General features: G+C 72.9%; 16 protein-coding genes and 1 pseudogene. 12 read left to right on the forward strand and 5 right to left on the reverse strand.

Going from position 1 to position 20,321, the window contains the following annotated elements:
• Nucleotides 1-103 precede the first annotated feature (103 nt).
• Entirely contained in the window at nucleotides 104-1,507 is a 1,404-nt protein-coding gene (locus ACFYX4_RS31500) for a DUF2252 domain-containing protein (RefSeq protein ID WP_389340407.1), read from the forward strand.
• A gap of 81 nt (nucleotides 1,508-1,588) precedes the next feature.
• Here the strand turns inward: ACFYX4_RS31500 and ACFYX4_RS31505 are convergent, their stop codons facing one another.
• From ACFYX4_RS31505 to ACFYX4_RS31515, 3 genes are all read right to left on the reverse strand, one after another.
• Nucleotides 1,589-1,786, reverse strand: a complete 198-nt coding sequence (locus ACFYX4_RS31505; RefSeq protein ID WP_389340409.1) for a hypothetical protein — start codon at nucleotides 1,784-1,786, stop codon at nucleotides 1,589-1,591.
• Between the two features lie 116 nt (nucleotides 1,787-1,902).
• Entirely contained in the window at nucleotides 1,903-2,421 is a 519-nt protein-coding gene (locus ACFYX4_RS31510) for a hypothetical protein (protein WP_389340411.1), read from the reverse strand.
• Nucleotides 2,422-2,512: 91 nt separating this feature from the next.
• Complete coding sequence (locus ACFYX4_RS31515; RefSeq protein WP_389340413.1) at nucleotides 2,513-4,138, reverse strand: MFS transporter; 1,626 nt, start codon at nucleotides 4,136-4,138, stop codon at nucleotides 2,513-2,515.
• Nucleotides 4,139-4,373: 235 nt separating this feature from the next.
• Between ACFYX4_RS31515 and ACFYX4_RS31520 the strand changes: the two genes are divergently transcribed.
• Nucleotides 4,374-5,042, forward strand: a complete 669-nt coding sequence (locus tag ACFYX4_RS31520; RefSeq protein WP_389340556.1) for a class I SAM-dependent methyltransferase — start codon at nucleotides 4,374-4,376, stop codon at nucleotides 5,040-5,042.
• 10 nt (nucleotides 5,043-5,052) lie between these two features.
• On the opposite strand, the gene ACFYX4_RS31525 is transcribed toward ACFYX4_RS31520, so the two are convergent.
• The gene (locus ACFYX4_RS31525; protein WP_389340415.1) at nucleotides 5,053-5,217 is read right to left on the reverse strand and encodes a hypothetical protein; all 165 of its coding nucleotides are present in this window, start codon (nucleotides 5,215-5,217) and stop codon (nucleotides 5,053-5,055) included.
• Nucleotides 5,218-5,818: 601 nt separating this feature from the next.
• Here ACFYX4_RS31525 and ACFYX4_RS31530 point away from each other — a divergent pair.
• Complete coding sequence (locus tag ACFYX4_RS31530; protein WP_389340417.1) at nucleotides 5,819-6,205, forward strand: ATP-binding cassette domain-containing protein; 387 nt, start codon at nucleotides 5,819-5,821, stop codon at nucleotides 6,203-6,205.
• A 45-nt stretch (nucleotides 6,206-6,250) separates the two neighbouring features.
• Here the strand turns inward: ACFYX4_RS31530 and ACFYX4_RS31535 are convergent, their stop codons facing one another.
• A complete protein-coding gene (locus tag ACFYX4_RS31535; protein ID WP_389340419.1) occupies nucleotides 6,251-7,192 on the reverse strand; it encodes a hypothetical protein in 942 nt (313 codons plus the stop codon).
• Nucleotides 7,193-7,634: 442 nt separating this feature from the next.
• Between ACFYX4_RS31535 and ACFYX4_RS31540 the strand changes: the two genes are divergently transcribed.
• From ACFYX4_RS31540 to asnB, 9 genes and pseudogenes are all read left to right on the forward strand, one after another.
• A complete protein-coding gene (locus tag ACFYX4_RS31540) occupies nucleotides 7,635-8,306 on the forward strand; it encodes a hypothetical protein (protein ID WP_389340421.1) in 672 nt (223 codons plus the stop codon).
• The gene (locus ACFYX4_RS31545) at nucleotides 8,303-9,151 is read left to right on the forward strand and encodes a hypothetical protein (RefSeq protein WP_389340423.1); all 849 of its coding nucleotides are present in this window, start codon (nucleotides 8,303-8,305) and stop codon (nucleotides 9,149-9,151) included. The genes ACFYX4_RS31540 and ACFYX4_RS31545 overlap by 4 nt, the downstream gene beginning before the upstream one ends.
• Entirely contained in the window at nucleotides 9,148-10,311 is a 1,164-nt protein-coding gene (locus ACFYX4_RS31550; RefSeq protein ID WP_389340425.1) for a hypothetical protein, read from the forward strand. Before ACFYX4_RS31545 ends, ACFYX4_RS31550 begins: the two co-directional genes overlap by 4 nt.
• A gap of 960 nt (nucleotides 10,312-11,271) precedes the next feature.
• Nucleotides 11,272-12,750 (forward strand): sugar transferase, encoded by a 1,479-nt coding sequence (locus tag ACFYX4_RS31555; protein WP_389340427.1) that lies wholly within the window; start codon nucleotides 11,272-11,274, stop codon nucleotides 12,748-12,750.
• Between the two features lie 82 nt (nucleotides 12,751-12,832).
• A complete protein-coding gene (locus ACFYX4_RS31560; protein ID WP_389340429.1) occupies nucleotides 12,833-14,158 on the forward strand; it encodes a nucleotide sugar dehydrogenase in 1,326 nt (441 codons plus the stop codon).
• A pseudogene (locus ACFYX4_RS31565) lies at nucleotides 14,148-15,418 on the forward strand (glycosyltransferase family 4 protein). The gene ACFYX4_RS31560 and the pseudogene ACFYX4_RS31565 overlap by 11 nt, the downstream one beginning before the upstream one ends.
• Entirely contained in the window at nucleotides 15,415-16,788 is a 1,374-nt protein-coding gene (locus tag ACFYX4_RS31570; RefSeq protein WP_389340431.1) for a Wzz/FepE/Etk N-terminal domain-containing protein, read from the forward strand. Before ACFYX4_RS31565 ends, ACFYX4_RS31570 begins: the two are co-directional and overlap by 4 nt.
• Complete coding sequence (locus ACFYX4_RS31575; RefSeq protein WP_389340433.1) at nucleotides 16,785-18,380, forward strand: Wzz/FepE/Etk N-terminal domain-containing protein; 1,596 nt, start codon at nucleotides 16,785-16,787, stop codon at nucleotides 18,378-18,380. The genes ACFYX4_RS31570 and ACFYX4_RS31575 overlap by 4 nt, the downstream gene beginning before the upstream one ends.
• 3 nt (nucleotides 18,381-18,383) lie before the next feature.
• Nucleotides 18,384-20,318, forward strand: a complete 1,935-nt coding sequence (asnB, locus tag ACFYX4_RS31580) for an asparagine synthase (glutamine-hydrolyzing) (RefSeq protein WP_389340435.1) — start codon at nucleotides 18,384-18,386, stop codon at nucleotides 20,316-20,318.
• The last annotated feature ends 3 nt before the right edge of the window (nucleotides 20,319-20,321 follow it).

The following is a 20,321-nucleotide window of genomic DNA, read 5'->3' on the forward strand; positions in this document are numbered from 1 at the left end:
GCCGGGAGACCGGAGGCCCCGGCCCGGGAATCGGGCCCCCGGAGCCGGGAACCGGACCGCGGCGACCGGACCGGGGAGACGGGACGTCCAGGAGGTTGCAACCATGGCTGTACCGAGTGTGCTCACCGCCTCCCTCTCGCCGGACGAGCGAGCGGCGTACGGCAGGAACGCCCGTGCCCGCGCGCCGCGTTCGTGCCACGGCTGGTTCGAGGCGGAGCAGGGGCGACCCGACCCCGTCGAGGTGATAGAGCGTCAGTCGACGTCCCGGCTCCAGGAGTTGATACCGGTCCGCTACGGCCGCATGCTCGAATCCCCGTTCCGCTTCTACCGCGGCGCGGCGTCGATCATGGCGACGGACTTGGGCCCGGTGCCCAACACGGGCCTCACCGTGCAGCTCTGCGGAGACGCCCACCTGCTCAACTTCCGCCTGCTGGCCTCCCCGGAGCGTCATCTCGTCTTCGACATCAACGACTTCGACGAGACCCTGGACGGCCCCTTCGAGTGGGACGTCAAGCGGCTGGCCGCGAGCTTCGTGATCGCCGGCCGGGCCAACGGCTTCTCGGCCGAGGAGCAGGACGACGCGGTGCACGCGTGCGTGAAGGCGTACCGGCAGCGCATGCGGGAGTTCGCCGGCATGCGCACCCTGGACGTCTGGTACGCGCAGGACGACGCCGACCGGATGCAGGAGCTGCTGGCCTCGTCGATGAACCGCAAGGCCCGGCGGCGCACCGCCGAGGCGACCGCGCGCGCCCGCACCCGCACGCACCTCCAGGCCTTCGAGAAGCTGACCCGCGTCACCGCCGAGGGCCGCCGCATCACCCCGGACCCGCCGCTGATCACCCCGCTGCGGGACCTGATGAGCGACCCCGGCGACGAGGAGAAGGGCCTGCGGACCGTCCTGGACGGGTACGCGCGCACCCTGTCGTCCGAGCGCCGCCATCTGCTGCGTCGGTACCGTCTGGTGGACGTGGCCCGCAAGGTCGTGGGCGTCGGCAGCGTCGGCACCCGCTGCTGGATCGTGCTGATGCTCGGCCGGGACGAGGACGACCCGCTGCTGCTCCAGGCCAAGGAGGCGCAGGAGTCGGTCCTCGCCGCCCACACCAGCGGTGAGCGCTACGACAACCAGGGCCGTCGGGTGGTGTCGGGGCAGCGGCTGATCCAGACGTCCAGCGACATCTTCCTGGGCTGGACCCGCACGGTGGGCCTGGACGGGCGGGAACGGGACTTCTACGTACGGCAGTTGCGGGACTGGAAGGGCATCGCCCGGCCGGAGACCATGGACCCGGGCCTGCTGCGGCTGTTCGCGCGGCTGTGCGGGGCCTGCCTGGCGCGCGCCCACGCCCGGTCCGGCGACCCCGTCGCGATCGCCGCCTACCTGGGCGGCAGCGACCGTTTCGACCGGGCGCTCGCCGGGTTCGCCCAGGCGTACGCCGATCAGAACGAGCGGGACTTCGAGGCGCTGGCCGCCGCCGTCCACGCCGGCAGGGTCCGCGCCGAGAGCCTCTGACGTCGGCCGCGAGTCTCTGACGTCGACCGAGGGCCTCTGCCGTCGGCCGAGGCCTTCTGCGTCGGCCGAGGCCCTGTGACGTCACTCGGGCAGCTGCCGCATCTCCAGCACGCGGAGGCCGAGGGACTGGCAGCGGGCGAGCAGTCCGTACAGGTGCGCCTCGTCGACGACGTGACCGAACAGGACCGTCTGACCGGACATCATCACATGGTCCAGCTCCGGGAAGGCCCTGGTCAGCGTCTCCGACATGTGTCCGTCGACGCGGATCTCGTAGCGCATCGGCTGCTCTCCCCCGGGTGGCCTGGGACAGGCGGGCTGCGCCCCTACCCTGCGATGGTCCGTCCGAACGGGCGGACCGGGCCTCACCCCGTACAGGTGATACGCGGCCGAACGCCTCAGTGCGTCACGAACAGCTTGAACGCGATGATCAGCAGGCCGAGCATCAGGTTGACCGCGGCGGAGACGGCCACCAGGCCCCAGCTCGCCCCGGCACGGCGGGCCGCGACCGACGACCAGCCCACCTGTCCCGCGACGGCCACGGAGAGCGCCAGCCAGAGGGTGCCCGTGAGGTCGAGGCCCAGCAACGGGCTGACGGCCACGGCGAGGGCCGGCGGCACCGCGGCCTTGATAATCGGCCACTCCTCGCGGCACACCCGCAGCACGACATGCCGGTCGGGGGTCCGCTGGGCCAGGCGCGCGCCGAAGACCTGGGCGTGGACGTGCGCGATCCAGAAGGACACCCCGGTGAGCAGGAGCAGCAGGACGAGTTCCAGGCGCGGGAACGAGCCCAGGCTGCCGGCCCCGACGATCACGGAGGCGGCCAGCATGGACCCGTAGACGCCGCCGGTGCAGTCGGCGTGGGCGCGGCGCTCGGCGGCGCGCGTACGCGCCGTGACGCGTCCGGCGTCGGTCATCGCGGCCTCCTTCAGGTCTCGGCAGGTCTCGGCAGGTCTCGGCAGGTCTCGCGGGTCTCGCGGGTCTCGGCGGGCCTCGCGGGCCTCACGCCTAGTCGGCCGCCCCGGTCCCCGCGCCGACGCGGGACGGCGGCTGGGCGGCGCCGGTGCGCCGGGTCGGCAGGTTCGAGGTGACGAGGAAGCTCGCGAGGGTGATGCCGCCGGCCGCGAGGATCGCCGCCTTCAGCCCGTCGAGCTGAGCGGCGGCGTAGGACTCGGTGACGGCGTCCACCTCGGCCGGCGGCAGCCCGGCGCGTTGGGCGGCCGAGCGGACCTGCTCGGTGGGCACGAAGGTGATGCCGGCCTCCAGGGCGACGCCGGTCTGCTGTTTCGCCTGCTCCGAGAGGCGCGGGTCGTCCTCGACCTGGGCGGTGAAGGCGTGGGCCAGGGCGCCGACGAGCATCGAGCCGATGAGCGCGGTGCCCAGGGCGGAGCCGAGGTTCTGCGCGGTGAACTGGAGTCCGCCGACCTCGCTGCGCTCCGTCTCGCCGACGCTGGACTGGACGACGTTGCCGAGCTGCGAGGCGAGCAGTCCCATGCCGAGGCCGAGCAGGGCCATCGCCCAGGCGAACTGGGTGTCGTCGATGACGGGGTCGATGGTGGCCAGCAGCCACACGACGGCCGCGGTCAGGGTGGCCAGCGCCGCCCGGACCACCCGGCGCGGTCCGGCCAGCCGCCCGAGCGGCGCGGCCCCGAGCGAGGCGATCAGCATGGTGATGGACACCGGCAGCAGCCGCAGGCCCGTCTCGAAGGCGTCGAAGCCCTGCACCACCTGGAGATACAGCGGGATGGTGAAGAACAGCCCGAGCAGGATGAGGTTCTGGGCGAGCAGCACCATCAGGCCCGAGCGCAGCGCGGGCCGGCGCAGCAGCGGGAGGTGGACGAGGGGGTCCGCGCCGCGGGCCTCGCACCGCCGCTCCCAGTGCACGAAGAGGGCCAGCACGGCCACGCCCGCGCCGATGACGAACAGCGTCGGGGCGAAGCCGAGGACGGTGAAGGGCGGGTTGCGGGGCTGCACCCAGCCCCAGGTGCCGCTCTGGAGGACCCCGAGCACGCCGAGCGCCAGGCCGACGGCCGACAGCGCGGCCCCGACGCCGTCCAGCCGGGGGCGCGGCCCGGCGGTGCGGGGGGCCTCCGTGATCACCTTGCGGAAGCACAGCACCGCGAGGACGACCACGACCTCCCCGGCGAAGACCAGCCGCCAGGTGAGGTACGTCGTCACCCAGCCGCCGAGCAGCGGCCCGACGGCGATCCCGGCACCGGCCAGGCCGCCGATGACGCCGTAGGCGACGGCCCGGTCCCGGCCGCGGTACGACTGGGCGACGAGGGCGGCCATCGCGGGCAGCACCAGCGCGGCGCCCAGCCCCTCGATGACCGACCAGCCCAGCGCGAGGACCCACAGGGTGGGCGCGACGGCGGTCAGGGCCGATCCGGTGGCGTAGACGCAGAGCCCGAGGAGGAAGACGCGGCGGCGTCCGACGATGTCCCCGAACCGACCCCCGACGATCATGAAGGCCGCCATGACCAGCGCGTACAGCGTGATGACGCCCTGGATGGCGGTCACCTCGGTGTCGAAGTCCTCGACCAGCTGGCTGATCGAGACGTTCATGACGGAAGTGTCGAGCACCATCAGAAATTGGGCCGTCCCGAGGGCGATCAGCGCGCTCCAGTGCCTCACGGTGTCCACCTCGCCGAGTCGGCCCGGGACGCCGGTGGGCGCCGAACAGGCAGCGACCGCGACCGACCGGCCGCCACCTCCATGGCAGCCCGGAAGCCCGCCCGGCGCCTCACCCACCACGGGCGAGCCTGAGAAGAGGAAAGCCGTTTTGCCGAACCGGCAACTTCAGTGGCAGGCCAGGGGCGGGGTGGGCGACGGTGGGCCCGTGACCGACTACATCGCAGCAGATTCCCCCATCGCAGCGGATTCCCCCGCGTCCGGCATCCCCACGCCCGCCGACGGATACGTCGGAGACCCCGCGGTACGGGCGGAGTGGGACGACCGGTACGCCGACCGGCAGCAGTTGTGGAGCGGCCGTCCCAACGGCGCGCTCGTGACCGAGATCGCCGGGCTCACACCCGGGCGGGTGCTCGACGTCGGCTGCGGCGAGGGCGCGGACGCCGTCTGGCTCGCGGGCGGCGGCTGGGACGTGACCGCGATCGAGGTCTCGGGCGTGGCGCTGGAGCGGGCGGCCGGGCACGCGCGGGACGCCGGCGTCGCCGTCACCTGGGTGCACGCCGAACTCACGGGTGCGGCGCTCCCGTCGGCCTCCTTCGACCTGGTCTCCGCGCAGTACCCGGCGCTGCTCCGCACCCCCGACGCGGCGGCCGAGCGGGCGCTCCTCGCGGCCGTCGCGCCCGGCGGCGTGCTGCTGCTCGTCCACCACGCGGGCATGGAGACCCGGAGCGCGCAGGACAGCGGCTTCGACCCGGCCGACTACGTCTGGCCCTCGATGGTCGCCGAGCTGCTCGACGACGACTGGGAGGTGGAGGTGCACGAGCAACGGCCCCGCATGGCGCCCGAGGGCGGGGCCGGCGCGCATCACCACGACGACCTGGTGCTGCGCGCGCGCCGACTGCGCTGAGCGCTCGGTTCTACTCGGGGGTCAGGACCAGGATCTCGGCGTCGATCCGCCCCGAGGCGTCGTCCCGGGGCACGGCCGGGATGCTTTCGATCACCTCGAAGCCGGCCTCGACGGTCCAGGGCAGGAGGGAGGCGGCGGCCCAAAGGCGTTCCCGTACGGCGGCGAGGTGGGCCACCGGTTCTCCCTCGCCGTCCCGGGCGGCGTCCGGGAGGAAGAGGGTGCGGGAGAAGTGGGGTCCGTCGGGACCGTGGTTGCGGTGGTGCCGGCGGTGTCGCTCACTGGGGTTCTGCCACCGTGCGCTCGTCGTCCCCGGGGGTGAGGGCCGTGTCGTCGGGTGCGGGGTCGCGGCTGAGCGCCGCGTAGGTCAGCGCGACCACGGTCGGGGCGATCCCGGCCGTCCACACGGGGCGGGAGACCCAGCGGAGCGGGTAACCCCGTTGCCGTAGGTGGGTGTTGAGCTGTTCGGCGTCGGCGATCAGCTCTCACAGCGCGGCCACGCCCGGCGTCGGCCAGGGCCGGGAGCGGGGTGAGACCGCAGGACCAACGGTAGCCGCGCACGAGGACCTGGACGGCGGTGCGGTTTTCGCGAACGGCGGCCGACTCCACTCGGCCTGGCTGGAGTTCGGGTCGGGTGGCGCGCAACAGCCCCCTTCGGAGGGCGAGTTCGACGGCGTACCGCTCCAGCCGGACGAGGTCGTCCTCGCGTCGGCCGTTGAGGAGTCGGAGCACTGGTCCGTTGGTGCAGTTCGGGGTAGTCGTCGAGCTGCGCGGTCATCGTGGGCGACCTCCCGGACGGCTACGAGACCCGGGCCGGCGAACGCGGCGCCCACCTCTCCGGCGGCCGGCGCCAGCGCGTCGCCATCGCCCGCGCCCTGCTGACCGCCGCGCCCGTCCTGGTCCTCGACGAGGCCGTCTCCAGCCTGGACGCCGAGAGCGAGGCCGAGGTCGACCGGGCCATGCGCACCGCGCGCACCGGCCGCACCACCCTGTTCGTCGCCCACCGGCCCTCCACCCTGCGCACCGCCGACACCGTCGTCCTCCTCGAAGAGGGCCGCATCGTCGACACCGGACCGCACGACGAACTCCTCGCCCGCTGCCCGGCGTACCGCCGGCTGCTCCCCCCCGTCCGACGAGTGAGCCCCCGGAAACCGGCCGTTCACTGACACGAGGTCCGTGACCTCTGACGGGGAGGGCGGCCACGGGCGGGCTCAGTCGTCGTGGCCGGTGTTCCGGCTCGGCAGGAACCTCTGGCGAGCCCAGAGGCTCAGCAACGCCGTTCCGCCGACCAGCAGGGGCACCGGGTCCCGGGCCGGTGGCGCCAGCACGCAGGCCAGCGCCGTGACGGTGCAGACCGTCAGGGGAATGAACGCCGCCGCACCCTCCATCCCCCGTCGCAGCGCGGGGTGAGCGGTGCCCAGGGCGCTCGCCCCGCCGGGCGTCCACGGGCTGACGGCGACCACCAGGAGTCCCGCGGTGGCGCAGGTGTCGGCCAGCTGAGAGGACATCGACCCGGGGTCGTACGGGCCGACCGTCCACAGTCGCAGGGTGTCGCCGACCAGCATGAGAAACAGCCCGGTGATCCCGACCCACACGGTGGCTCTCCGGTCGCTCCGTACGAGACGCCGCAGGGCGAACAGGAAGCTGAGGAAGACGACTTCCGCTGCCCACAGGACGCCTGTCAGCCCCGTCCCCGGCCGCCAGCCGTCACCGGCCCCGCGCAGCAGCACCCATCCCGTCATGAACACGGCCCCGGCGGTGGCGACCCCGTCGAGAAGACGCCGCAGCAGCACGAGCCGACCCGTACCGGCATCGGCCGCGACCACCAGACCGGCCATCCCCAGGCCGACCGTCAGCGTCACTCCGGTGACCACCACCGAGCCCAGCAACGATCGCGCGTACGACCCCGAGGCCGCGGGCTGAGCCGACAGCACGACGACCGCTCCCCGGTACGCGCCTCCGGCCACCGCGGAACCTCCCAACAGCAGCACACGCGTCCGCACCCGTCGGCTCGTTCCCCTGGCGCGGAGCACCAAGGAGACCGCCAACACCCAGCAGCCGGCGGACGGCCCGAAAGCCGCCAGGTGCGCCACCCCGCTGCCGGCGGCCCACGCCACGCCGAACGTCAGCGCCGCACCCACGAGACATGTCACGCCCACCGCACCCCAGGTCCGCGACCAGCTCCACCGGCGGCGACCCGCCCGATGCCCGCGCACGGCGACTTCCCCCACCCCGACACCAGGTGCCCCGTCCCACCGGTCCCCCTCCCGCAGGGACTCCCCCGCAGCCCTCCGATCCATCCAGGAACCGTAGAAGACCGGACACCCTCCCGAACGAAACCATCGGTTCATTCACTCGTACTGCGTAAGGGAGGAGAGAACACCGGGCAGCCCTTGATCACAAGCTTTCTCGGCATGCCCGAATCGTCATCAACTCCCGTACAACTGTTGGTGTTGATCATGAGTCTCCTGTGCAGCGTGCCGCAGGAAGGCGCGCTTCACGTACTCAGGGGGCGTTGTGAAAGAGCCCGTACGGGCAGAAGAACCGGCAGTCGGGCCGGCGGCCGCATCCCGGATCCGTCGGCGGGGCCGGACGGTGCCGGTGATCATCATGGCCGCGGTGCTCGGCGTCGTCGCCGGAACCTGCACCGGCTATCTCGTCCAGGCCGACCGCGAACCCACGGCGCTGCCGCCGTTGTCCCAGCCGGTGCTCGCGCAGGGGGACGGGCCCGGCCCGGAGCCGCTGTCGGCCGCGCAGGACCCCAAGTTGAAGACCGACGGCGACCTGCGCAAGCTGCTGCTGAAGAAGCCGCGCGGCGCGAAGGACGTCGACTGGGTGGACGCCGACGGCTGGCAGGACCTGACCGGCTACGCCGCTACGTTCGGCAAGCCCCGCTATGCCTTTCCCGAGCTCATCGGAAAGGAGTTCCGGCGATCGGCCGTCACCGGTTGGAGGGTCGGCAGCACGCAGACGGTGGAGATCAGGCTCATCCAGTTCCGGCAGGTGGAGACGATGGCCGCCGACGAGGCCAGCGCGGAGGCCCAGCTCTGGGTGGAGCGCGACCACGACGTCGAGAGCTGGAGCATCCCCGGCACCGGAGAAGGCATGGCGTACGTCCATGCCCCGTCCGAAGACCTGCCGTACCACCGTGCGGAGGCGCACGCGTGGCGGGGTGACATCGCCCTGGAGGTGTGGGTCGACGACACCAAGCCGATCAGCAAGAAGACGATCTTGGACTTGGCCGAGCGCCAGATGGAGCGGTTGTGAGCGAGAAGGAGAGCACGTCGTCGACGCCCGCCGACTCCGTCGAACCGGGCGACACCGCCGCGGAGATCGCGGAGCCGGTCCCTGCCGAGCGCTCCGTCAAACGGCGGCGCGTCGTCATGGCCGCCGGGTCGGCGCTGCTCGCCGCGGCTGTCGTCGCCGGGGTCGGCACCACGGTCGTGGCCGTGCGGGACGCCGACCGGGACGCGGGCGCGCCTGCCTGGCAGTTCCCGGATGCCAAGGCGGAGCAGGCGAAGGCGGCCCCGCAGGGCGGCCTCGGCGGAATGCTGCTGCCGTACGGAGGGAACGGGGGCTGGACGCGGGGGCCCGACCTCGGCGAGTTCGGCTCGGACGCTCAACTCAGCGGGGCCCAGGCCACTGCCCTGCGCAAGAAGTCGCTGAGCGACCTGCCCCGGTCCCAGCGCAGACAACTGGAGGAGCAGATCGACAAGCAGCGCATCCAGGGCATGGCGATGCGCAGCTACTACAGCCGGCCGACCGACCAATACACCCACCACAATCAAGGCGTCTTCGCGCTGAGCGTCGTGCTGTCACAGCTGGACAGCTCGGCCGCGGTGCGTGAGATCGCCAGGTTCCAGAGCGAGTTCCTGGACGCCCTAAAGGTCTTCCGAAAGGGTCCGGAGATCAAGGGCCACAAGAACGCCAGGTGCTTCCTGCCGCCCGAGAACGCCAAGGCCGACCTCGACAGGATGTTCTGCTCGGCCTACGTGGGAGACGTACTGGTCACCGCGCGAGCGGACGGAGCGAAGCCGCTCGACACCGGTGAGGTCGCGGAGTTCCTCCGCACCCAGCTCGACCGCATAGCGGAACCGGGGGCCGCGGCATGACCGAGCAACAGCAACTCACCACCCCGCCAGACGAGCCGACCCCGGACCCGGGGACGGCAAAGCCGGCCGAGGCGGCGGGGACGGCCGAGGCGGCGGGGACGGCCGAGGCGGCGGGGACGGCCGAAACGGCGGAGACTGCGGAGACTGCCGAGACCGCGGAGACCACAGGGATCGCGGAGACTGCGGAGACCGCAGGGATCGCGGATGTCGCAGGGACCGCGGGGACCGCGGGGACCGCGGATGCCGCCGGTGCCACTGAGTCCGTAGAGACCGCAGGGATCGCCGGGGCCGCAGGCATCGCAGGGACCGCAGGGCCAGCCGAGACCGCCGAGACCCCAGGCATCGCCGAGGCTCCGGCGTCCGCCCAAAACATCGTCCCCGCGTCGGCCGTCCCCGCCCGGGGCCGCCGGCTGCGGGCGGTGTTCCGGTGGACCGCCGCCCTCGCCGTCTTCGCGGCGTTCGGCACGGCCACCGCGTATGGGATCACCCAGATGGAGCGGACGGACGTCCCGGGGCTGACGACGAAGTCGGACGGGCGCTGGGACTACCCCACGCTCACCAGACCGCCGCTCCCGTCGGGCAGCCCCGCGCCGTTCGCGGAGTCGAATCCGGCCGGAACGCACCACGCCGACCTGCGCGCCCTCCTCCTGCCCGCCCCCGAGGGCGCCACGGAGGACAAGACGCTGCGCGGCCAGGACGGCTGGCTGGAGACGAAGGACTACCTGGCGGAGTACGCGCTGCCGGAAGACCGCGAGGAACTCGGCCAGCATCTCGTCGACTACGGCCTGCGGCACATCGCGGCCCGCGGCTGGACCACTCCGGACGGCACCCGGACCCGCGTCTACCTGCTGCGGTTCGGCACAGGGGTCGCCGTCGACAAGTTGCTCTCGAGTGAGGCCGTCGCTTTCATCACCCCCGTCCACCAGGTCCGGGGCACCGACGAGGTGACATACGACGAGGACTTCCCGGAACGGGCCGCGGTGGCGGGTGTGCAACACCTCCCCTACGCCGAGACCGAGCCGTACGGGGCCGAGCAGGTCCGGTTCGCCCACATCGGCGCGGGAGACGTCTACGCGCTGGTCGTTCAGACGCGCAAGGGAGCCGCTGCCGCGATCCCCTTTCAGCAGACGGTGATGCTCCAGAGTCAGCTTCTGGGCTGATGTCGGAAGCCGGTCTTGTGCCGGATCGGGGGGGGGGGGGGCCGGCGGGCCGGGGGGGGGCGGGGGGGGGGGGGGGGGGGGGGGGGGCCCCGGCCGCCCGCGCCCCCCCCCCCCCCCCCCCCCCCCCCCCCCCCCCCCCCCCCCCCCCCACGGCGTGAAGGCGGCGTCATCCGGGCCGCTTTCGGCCGCTGACTCCGTGCGCCCTCGGCAGTGAGGGCTTTCCCTCGACGCGGGAGGATCGGCCGCGGGACACGGCGGGCGCGTCGGCGCAGGTCAGCGTCGTTCGGTGGGGGACGCCATGACCGAGGTGGCCGGCGCCGTCAGGAATCGGGACGCCGCCGAGGACGGTAAGCGCGCTCTGGTGGCGTGCGTGGCCGCCTCGACCGGGGGCAAGCCGCCTCGGTCGCGACACCCCGTCCGCAGGCGGTCACCGATCGTCCGATTCTGTCTCAAAGCTTGAGCAGAAATTACCCACGCCCCCTCTTCAATACCGGCCCCGATGGTCTAGATTGACCGTGCTTCAGCCGTTCGGACACGAGGCGAACACAAACGATCTATAGGTCCGGCGCTACGGAAAGCCAGCAGTCGCGTCCCTTGCGCCAGACATGGGGATGATCAGTTCTCGGAGCCCGACAGGGGTCCCGGGTGCGGGGAGCACCCGAGGTTCCGGCGGGTTCCCGCGCACCTCGAGAGTCCGGCAGCGCACGCGAGTCCGCTGCCGCCAGGGCGGGGCCGTTCAAGTACCGCATGCACACAGCTCGTTCAGGCGACTCTGCACGGCCGGAAACTCATGCGCGGGGAGGCGGGGGCCTCCCGAGGCGAGGAACAGCGCGGCACGGGGGGCGGGGACCTCCCGAGACGATCGACGAGGAGAGGAACAGTGCGGGAGGCGGGGGCCTCCCGGGGGGAGCAACAGTGCGAGGCGAACACGTCGAACCACTGGGGACCTTGGGGGGTTCTGTGCGGCAAGGGGGATTAGTCAGCCCGTTACCGTCAGCGGGCGGGCGGCTGGCGAACGGGGCGATCGGACAGCCCGCGCTCGACTGGGAGCAGCGGTACCGCCGTACCGTGATCACCAGCGATACCGTGGCCACCGCCTTCGTGGTGGCGGCGGTCGGCAACTTCTTCGGGGCCCGGGACGCGGCCAACTGGCATGAGAAATGGGGAATTCTCGCCTTCGGCACCGAGCTGCTGGTGCTGGGGGCGCTCGCGGTGAGCCGGTCCTGGGCTCCCGCCGTGCTCGGCCAGGGCGCCGAGGAGTTCCGCCGGCTGGGACGCTCGCTGTTCGCGGCGACCGTCCTGCTGGCGCTCGGCGGGATCGCCCTCACCTCGCGCAACATCAAGCTCTGGATCTTCGTCGCGATCCCCGCGATCGCGGTCGTCACCATGACCGCGCGGTATCTGCTGCGCCTAGGGCTGCACAAGCAGCGCAAAGAGGGACGGTGCCTGAGACCGGTGCTCGCCGCCGGCAGCCCGGCCACCGTGCGCGACCTGATCACCCGGACCCGTAAGTTCCCGCACCTCGGCTGGCGGGTGGACGCGGTGTGCACTCCGGACGGCCTGGGGCTCGACGGCGACCAACTGGACGGGGTGCCGGTCGTCGGCCGGCTGGCGGACGTCGCGGTCCACGTCTGCCGCGACGGCTACCGCGTCGTCGCGGTCACACCGGACCCGCACTGGTCACCGGACCGGTTGCAGCGGCTGGCCTGGAACCTCGAAGGCAGCGACGCCGAGATGGTCGTGGCCCCGGTGCTGATGGAGGTGGCCGGCCCGCGGCTGCACGTCGACGCGGTGCTCGGGATCCCGTTGCTGCGGGTCAGCATGCCGACTTTCACCGGGGGCCGCCGGGCGGTCAAGGGAGTAGTCGACCGGACGGGCGCGGCGATCCTGCTGATGCTGTTCGCGCCGCTGATGGTGTGCGTCGGGCTGCTCGTGCTGGCGGACAGCCGTGGCGGGGTGTTCTACCGTCAGCGCAGGGTCGGCAAGGACGGCCGCGAGTTCACCATCCTGAAGTTCCGCACCATGGTCGCCGGGGCGGACGGGGCCCGTGCCGCGCTCGCCGACCTCAACGAGGGCGCGGGCCCGCTGTTCAAGCTCCGCCGGGATCCGCGGGTGACCCGGGTGGGGGCGGTGCTGCGCCGGTACTCGGTCGACGAACTCCCGCAGCTGTTCAACGTGCTCACCGGATCGATGTCGCTCGTCGGCCCGCGGCCTCCGCTGCCGGAAGAGTCCGCCGAGTACGGCCCGGACATCCGGCGACGGCTGCTGGTCAAGCCCGGACTCACCGGCCTGTGGCAGATCAGCGGACGCAGCGACCTGTCGTGGGAGGAGGCGGTCCGGCTGGACCTGCGGTACGTGGAGGACTGGTCGCTCGCCCTGGACACGGTGATCTTGTGGAAGACGCTGCGTGCGGTGCTCTACGGGCAGGGGGCGTACTGATGCGCGCGGGACTGCAATCCGACGGTTCCGCCGGCGCGCGGACCGCAGGCCGTCAGGGCCTGCCTGGGGGGAGGAACGGGTCATGAGAGTCAGCGTTTTCGGGCTCGGCTACGTGGGCTGTGTGTCGGCCGCGTGCCTGGCCGGCATGGGGCACGACGTCATCGGGGTGGACGTGAACCAGGTGAAGGTCGACCTGGTCAACGACGGCAAGGCCCCGGTGGTCGAGGAGCGGATCGGCGAGCTCATCGCCGAGGTCGTGCGGACCGGGGCGTTACGCGCCACCGGCGACGTCCGCGAGGCGATCATGGACAGCGAGGTGTCGCTGATCTGCGTGGGGACGCCGTCGGAGCCCAACGGCAGCCTGTGCACCACGTATCTGGAGCGGGTCACCGAGCAGATCGGCGCCGCGCTGAGGGAGCGCGGCGGACGCGGTGGGCGGCACACCGTGGTGTTCCGCAGCACGATGCTCCCGGGCACCTGCCTGAACCTGCTGGTGCCGATCCTGGAGAAGTACGTCGGCGGCACGGCCGGGGTGGACGTCGGGGTGGCGGTCAACCCGGAGTTCCTGCGCGAGGGCACGAGCGTGCGGGACTTCTTCGACCCGCCCAAGACCGTGGTCGGCGAGCTCGACCCGGCGAGCGGCGACACGGTGCTGGCGCTGTACGACGGCCTGCCCGGCGAGGTGTTCCGGGTGCCGGTCCCGACGGCCGAGGCGATCAAGTACGCGGACAACGCGTTCCACGGCCTCAAGATCGGCTTCGCGAACGAGCTGGGCGCGGTGTGCCGGGCGCTCGGGGTGGACTCGCACCAGGTGATGGACGTGTTCCTGGCCGACCGCAAGCTGAACATCAGCCCCGCCTATCTGCGGCCCGGCTTCGCCTTCGGCGGCTCCTGCCTGCCCAAGGACCTGCGGAGCCTGGTCCACGCGGCGCAGCGGGCCGACGTCTCGGTGCCGATCCTCGCCCATGTGCTGCCGTCCAACTCCGAGCATCTGCAACGCGCGGTGGAGCTGGTCGAGCGCACCGGCAAGCGCCGGGTGGGAATGTTCGGGCTGTCCTTCAAACCCGGCACCGACGACCTGCGCGAGAGTCCGCTCGTCGAGCTGGCGGAGCGGCTCTTCGGCAAGGGGTACGACCTGCGGATCCACGACGCCAACGTGAGCCTGTCCCGGCTGATCGGCGCGAACCGCGAGTACATCGAGAACCGGCTGCCGCATCTCGCGCAACTGCTCGCGGATTCCGTCGAGGAGGTGCTCGAACACGCCGAGGTGTGCCTGGTCGGCACCAGGGATCCGGCCGTGCTGGCGGCGCTGCCCCATGGCGGCGGCCCGGTGATCGTCGATCTCGTCCGCCTTCCCGACGCCGAGGCGCGCCGGGCCGAACCGGGGTACGTGGGCCTTGCTTGGTGACAGATCGTCCGGCGACGCGGCCGGGAGCGGCCGGCGCGCGCTGGTCCTGGTGGAGAACCTGTCGGTGCCGTTCGACCGGCGGGTGTGGCAGGAGTGCACGACCCTGCGCGACGCGGGTTGGGAGGTGCACGTCATCTGCCCCCGGGGCAGCAAGCGGGACACGGAGGCGGAGGCGGAGATCGACGGGGTGCGGATCCACCGCTACCCGTTGCGCGCGGCCACCGGAGGACCGGCCGGCTATCTGCGGGAGTACGGAACGGCGTTGTGGCACACGGTCCGGCTGGCCCGCAAGGTCGGCCCGGTCGACGTGGTCCACGCCTGCAACCCGCCCGACCTGCTGTTCCTGCCGGCGCTGTGGCTGAAGCGGCGCGGCGCGCGGTTCGTCTTCGACCAGCACGACCTGGTGCCCGAGCTGTACCTCTCCCGGTTCGGCCGCGGCGAGGACGTGCTCTACCGCGCCGTGTGCGCGCTGGAGCGGCTGACCTACCGGGCCGCGGACGTCGTGCTCGCCACGAACGAGAGCTACCGGGACGTCGCGCTGCGCCGTGGCGGCCGGCGGCCGGAGGACGTCTTCGTGGTGCGCAGCGCGCCCGACGTCGACCGGTTCCACCCCGTGCCGCCCGAGCCGGAGCTGAAGCGCGGCAAGCCTCATCTGCTGTGCTACCTCGGCGTCATGGGACCGCAGGACGGCGTCGACTACGCCTTGCGGGCCCTGGCGAAACTGCGCGACGAGCTCGGGCGGACCGACTGGCACGCGGTGTTCGTCGGCGCCGGCGACACCTTCGACGCGATGGTGGAGCTGTCGCGGCGGCTCGGGCTCTCGGAGCAGGTGCAGTTCACCGGGCGGATTCCCGACGCCGACCTGGTGCGCTACCTGTCCACCGCGGACGTGTGCCTCTCCCCCGACCCGCACAACCCGCTCAATGACGTGTCCACCATGAACAAGGTCCTGGAGTACATGGTGATGGGCCGGCCGATCGTCTCGTTCGACCTGAAGGAGGCGCGGGTCTCCGCCGGTGACGCCGCCGTCTACGCGCCCGCCGACGACGAGGCCGGGTTCGCCGGGCTCGTCGCGACGCTGCTGGACGACCCGGAGGCGCGGGACCGCATGGGCAAGATCGGTCAGGAGCGGATCGGCGGGCCGCTCTCCTGGCGGAACTCGCAAGCGTCGCTGCTCGCCGCCTACGCCGCCGCCTGCCGTGACCACGCTCCGGTGTCGGCGACGACCCGGGCCGGGCAGGGAAGAGGCAGCGTCGTTGAGCGATGAAACGATACGCCTGGTCACGATCGGGCGGATCATCCGTCGGCGGCGGCGGCTTCTCACCGTCCTCGCCGTGATGGGCGCCCTCCTCGGCTACGGCGTCTCCTGGCTGCTTCCGCCGCGGTACACGACGTCGGCGTCGGTGCTGCTGCCGGGAGCGTGGGAGGAGCGCGAGCTGCTGACCCAGACGGAGATCGCGACCAGTTCGGTGGTCGTCGACCGCGCCGCCGCCGCGCTCGGCCCGGCCGGGACCGGCGGCGGCGGGCTGCGGGACCGGGTGAGCGCCGAGGCCGCCGACGGGAACATCATCAAGATCTCGGGCACGGCCGACACCCCGGAGCGCGCGCAGAGGCTCTGCGACGAGGTGGCCGAGCAGTTCGTCGCCTTCGCCGCGCGGATCGCGGGCGACGGTGCCGACCCCGACGCGGCGGCGCAGCCCGAGGCGCTGCGGCAGATGGTGGTGCAGACCAGCCGCCGCATCACCGAGCTGGCCGACGCGGCCGGCCGGGGGGAGAGCGTGGAGAGCGTGCAGACCCGCACCGAGCTGGCGAAGCTGCGCACCGCGCTCCAGGAGGCCATCAACAAGCTGGACGAGGCCGACCCGGCCGCCAACCAGGCGCACCTGGTCGTCATGGGGCCGGCGGCCCGGCCGTCCGGCGAGGCGCCGCCGACGAGGACGCAGCTCGTCGTCGCCGGGGCGCTGCTGTTCTTCCTGCTCGCGGTCGTCGGCCATCTCACGGCCGCGCGGATGAGCCGCCGGCTGCGCACCGAACCGGAGATCGCCGCGGCGCTGGGCTCGGCGCTGCTGGGGACCGTCGACGTGCCCGGTGAACGGCCCGCACGCCGGCCGGAGGGCCGTGGCCGCGGCCCGTGGACCCGGATCAGCCGGCTGCTGGGCGTCGACGAGCGATGGGACGCACCGGCCCCGCAGACGTCCGGCGACGAGGCCGGCAGACGGATCCGCTACCAGCGGGTGTGTGCCCGCCTACGGGACCAACTTGCCTCACCTCGGCGGTTGTTGGTCGTCGTCCCGGACGGCGACGAGATCGCGCGCCGGGCCGCCGGGCAGCTCGTCGCCGAGGCCGAGGGCGATCCGCTGCTGCGGGTGGCGCGGGTCTCGGCGTCCCGGCCGATGGTGCCGGACCGCGACGACGAGTCCGGCGCCCTGGTCGTGCTCAGCGCGGGCGACTGGACCGCGGCGGAGCTCGCCGGGATCGCCGGGGCGTGCGCGGACGCGGGGTACGAGATCGTCGGCGTCGTCCTCGCCGGCACGGTCCGGATCCGTCCGACGCGGTCCGCCGGGCGTCCGCCGGAGGCCGCCACCCCGGCGCTCGCGGTCGGCGCCGACGCGACGGGAGGTGCGGGGTGACGACGCGTACGACTTCGGCAGATCAGGCAGATGGGTCGCCGGCGGCCGCTCCGCTGCTCGACCTCCAGGTGCTGGTCGTGGCGGTGCGCCGACGCCGCCGCCTCTGGTGCTCCATGGCGCTGCTGGGGCTGCTCGTCGGCGCGGCGGTGGCGGTCCTGATGCCGCCGCCGCCGACCGCCGTGGCCAAGGTGCTGGTCGCGCATCAGGAGGACCAGCCGAACGATCCCGGAACGCTGATCCGCACGGACGTCGCGCTGCTGCACACCACGCGGATCGCCGACGCGGCCCTCCGGTCCCTCAAGTCCTCTGAAAAGCCGGAGGACTTCATGCGGGAGTACGAGGGGATCGGACTGACCAACAACCTGCTCCAGATCACCGCGACAGGCGACAGTGAGGCCGAAGCGGTGGCCCGCGCGAAGGCGTTGGCCGACGCGTTCGTCGCGGACCATGTGCGGCGGATCCAGGCAGCCGCCGACGCCGAGGCCAAGGCCCTGCTCGACCAGCGCGACCGGCTGCGGGGCGAACTCGCCCAGGTGGACAGGGCGATCGGGGACGGATCGACGGAGAGCGGGCCCAAGGCGTCGGCGAACATGGAGTCGCTCTTCGCCCGCCGGGCCGAACTCACCTCGCGCATCACCGACTTCGGCCAGCGCGCCGCGGAGGCGCGCATCGGCACGCCGCGGATCGTGGCCGGCACACAGATCGTGGACGCCCCGCGCCCGGTGCGGCACTCCCTGCCCAGGACCGCCGCCACCGACGCCGTGATCGGGCTCGTCCTCGGACTGGCCCTCGGGCTCGCGGTGGCCGCGGTCGGCGCGGTGGTGGCGGACCGCCCCGTGCTGCGCCGGGAGATCGCGGCGAACCTCGGCGCCTCGGTCATCGCGGAGCTGCCCCTCCGCACGGCCGGGCGGTTGCGGCGCCGGCGGATCCGGACGGCACGCGAACGGCTCACCGTCTCCCTGGCCCGCACGGTGCGCGACTCCGCGGAACCGGTGTCGCTGCTGGAACTGGGCTGTGCGCGCAGTACGAGTGTCATCGCGCTGGACCTCGCCGCGGCCCTGTCGGCGGACGAGCCGGTGGTCGTCGTCGACGCTCTGCCCGGCCGGCAGCTCGCCGACCGCCGCCCGAAGCCGGGAGACCCCACCGTGGTCAGCGGTGAGCAGGCCGCGACCGGGGCGCAGCAGGAGCGCCGGCTCGGCGTCGGCTCGGTGGCGCCCGGCACGGCGTGGACCGACCTCCGGCACCTCGGCACCCGGACCGTGCTCGTCGTGCGGGCCGGGCACGGCAGCGCCGCCTGGCTGCACACGGTGGCGCGGCAGCTCGCGGACCAGCGCATCGCGGTGCTCGGCGTGGTGCTGATCGACCCGGATCCGCGTGACCGCACCGACGGCACGCTGTGGGACGGGCCGCGGAGCGCGCCGCGCGGCCACGACGAGCCGCTCGCCCGGCACAACGGGACGGACCAGCAGCGGACGGACCAGCAGCGGACGGACCAGCAGCGGACGGACGGGCAGCGAACGGACCGGCAGCGGACGGAGCGGCTGCCGATGTGGGCGGCACGGGTCCCCGACAGCGACCAGGAGGCGCGGTAGCACATGTGTGGCATCGCAGGCACGTACCGATGGCCGGACGGGAAGGCCGTCACCGACCGGCTCACCGACACCCTCGCCCACCGCGGTCCGGACGGGGCGGGCCGGTACAGCCACCCCGCCGGGGACGGCGAGGTGCACCTCGGGCACCGACGGCTGGCCATCATCGACCTCTCCGACACCGGCGCCCAGCCGATGGTCTCGGACGGCCTCGTCCTGACGTACAACGGCGAGCTGTACAACGCGCCCGAGCTGCGTGCCGAGTTGGCGGCCTCCGGGGTGCGCTTCCGCGGCACCTCCGACACCGAGGTGCTGCTGGAGGCCTGGCGGCGCTGGGGCACGGACTGCCTGCCCCGGCTGCGCGGCATGTTCGCGTTCGGGGTCTTCGACGAGCGCTCGGGTGAACTGGTACTCGCGCGTGACCAGTTGGGCGTCAAGCCGCTGTTCCTGCTGCGGCGCGGCGAGGGTCTGGTGTTCGCCTCCGAGCTCAAGGCGCTCGCCGCGGTGACCGGCGGGTCGCTCGAAGTGGACCACGCGGCGCTGGTGGCCTCGCTCCTCTATTACTGGGTGCCGGACTCCCGGTGCGCGTTCCGCGAGGCGGAGAAGCTGCCGCCGGGGAGCTGGCTGAGGTGCCGGCCCGACGGCCGGGTGGAGCGCGGCCGGTTCTGGAACCTGAGAGATGTCGCCGCGGAGGGCCGGGAGCGGGCCCTCGCCGGCGAGCGGCCGGACCTGGCGGCCGTCGTCGAGGAGTCGACCCGGCGGCACCTGCTGTCCGACGTGCCCGTGGCGACCTTCCTCTCCGGCGGTCTCGACTCCAGCTATCTGACCGCGCTGGCGGCCCGCGACCGGCCCGGGATCTCCGCGTACACGATCGGATTCCGCGCCGCGGACGCGAAGTTCGAGGCGATGCCGGACGACCTGCGCTACGCCCGGCAGGTCGCCGAGCGGTTCGGCGTCGACCTGCGGGAGATCGAGATCGCTCCGGACGTGCTCGACCTGCTGCCGCGGATGACGTACCACCTGGACGAGCCGATCGGCGACCCCGCCGCGATCAACACGTTCCTGATCTGCTCGGCCGCCCGGGAGGCCGGGGTCAAGGTGATGCTCTCGGGGATGGGCGCCGACGAGCTGTTCGCCGGGTACCGCAAGCACCTGGCCAACCTGATCGCGCTGCGCTACCAGCGCGTCCCGCGGCCCCTGCGGCGCGGGCTGTCCCGGGCCGTGGACCGGCTGCCGGTCGCCACGAGCCGCCGCGGTTTCCGGTCGGTGCGCTTCGCGAAGCGGTTCCTGTCCTTCGCCGATCTGCCGGAGGAGACCGCGTTCCGGCGCAGCTACACGATGTACGACCGGGACGAGCTGCTCGCCCTGGTCGATCCGGACCTGGCCGGGACGGTCGGCGACGTCCTGACCGAGCACGCGGACGTCTACCGGGACAACGACCTCGACGACTTCGTCAACCGCATGTGCCTGGGCGACGCCCGGATGTTCCTGCCGGGCCTGAACCTCGCCTACACCGACCGGTCGAGCATGGCCGCGTCGACCGAGGTGCGGGTGCCGTACGTGGACGTCGAGGTGGTCAGGGCGGCGTTCGCCGTGCCCGGCGATCGCAAGATCGTCGGACGGCAGGGCAAGGCCGTCCTCAAGGAGGCGGCCGCGTCGGTCCTGCCCCGGGAGATCGTGTACCGGCCCAAGGGCCTGTTCAGCGCCCCGCTGCGGGCCTGGATGAGCCGGGATCTGGCGCCGCTGGTGCGCGAGGTGGTGCACGACGGCCTGCTCGTCAAGTCCGGGTTCCTGCGCCATGACGCGCTGGCGCGCATGGTCGCCGAGGACGCCGCCGGGCAGCGGGACTTCTCCAAGCATCTGTGGCACGTGCTGACCCTCGAGTACTGGTACCGCGGCGCGACCTCCGGCTCCGGCCGGAGCACGCAGTTGACGGCGTAGAGA

This window comes from Streptomyces sp. NPDC002328 (assembly GCF_042890065.1).
Lineage (GTDB): Bacteria > Actinomycetota > Actinomycetes > Streptomycetales > Streptomycetaceae > Streptomyces.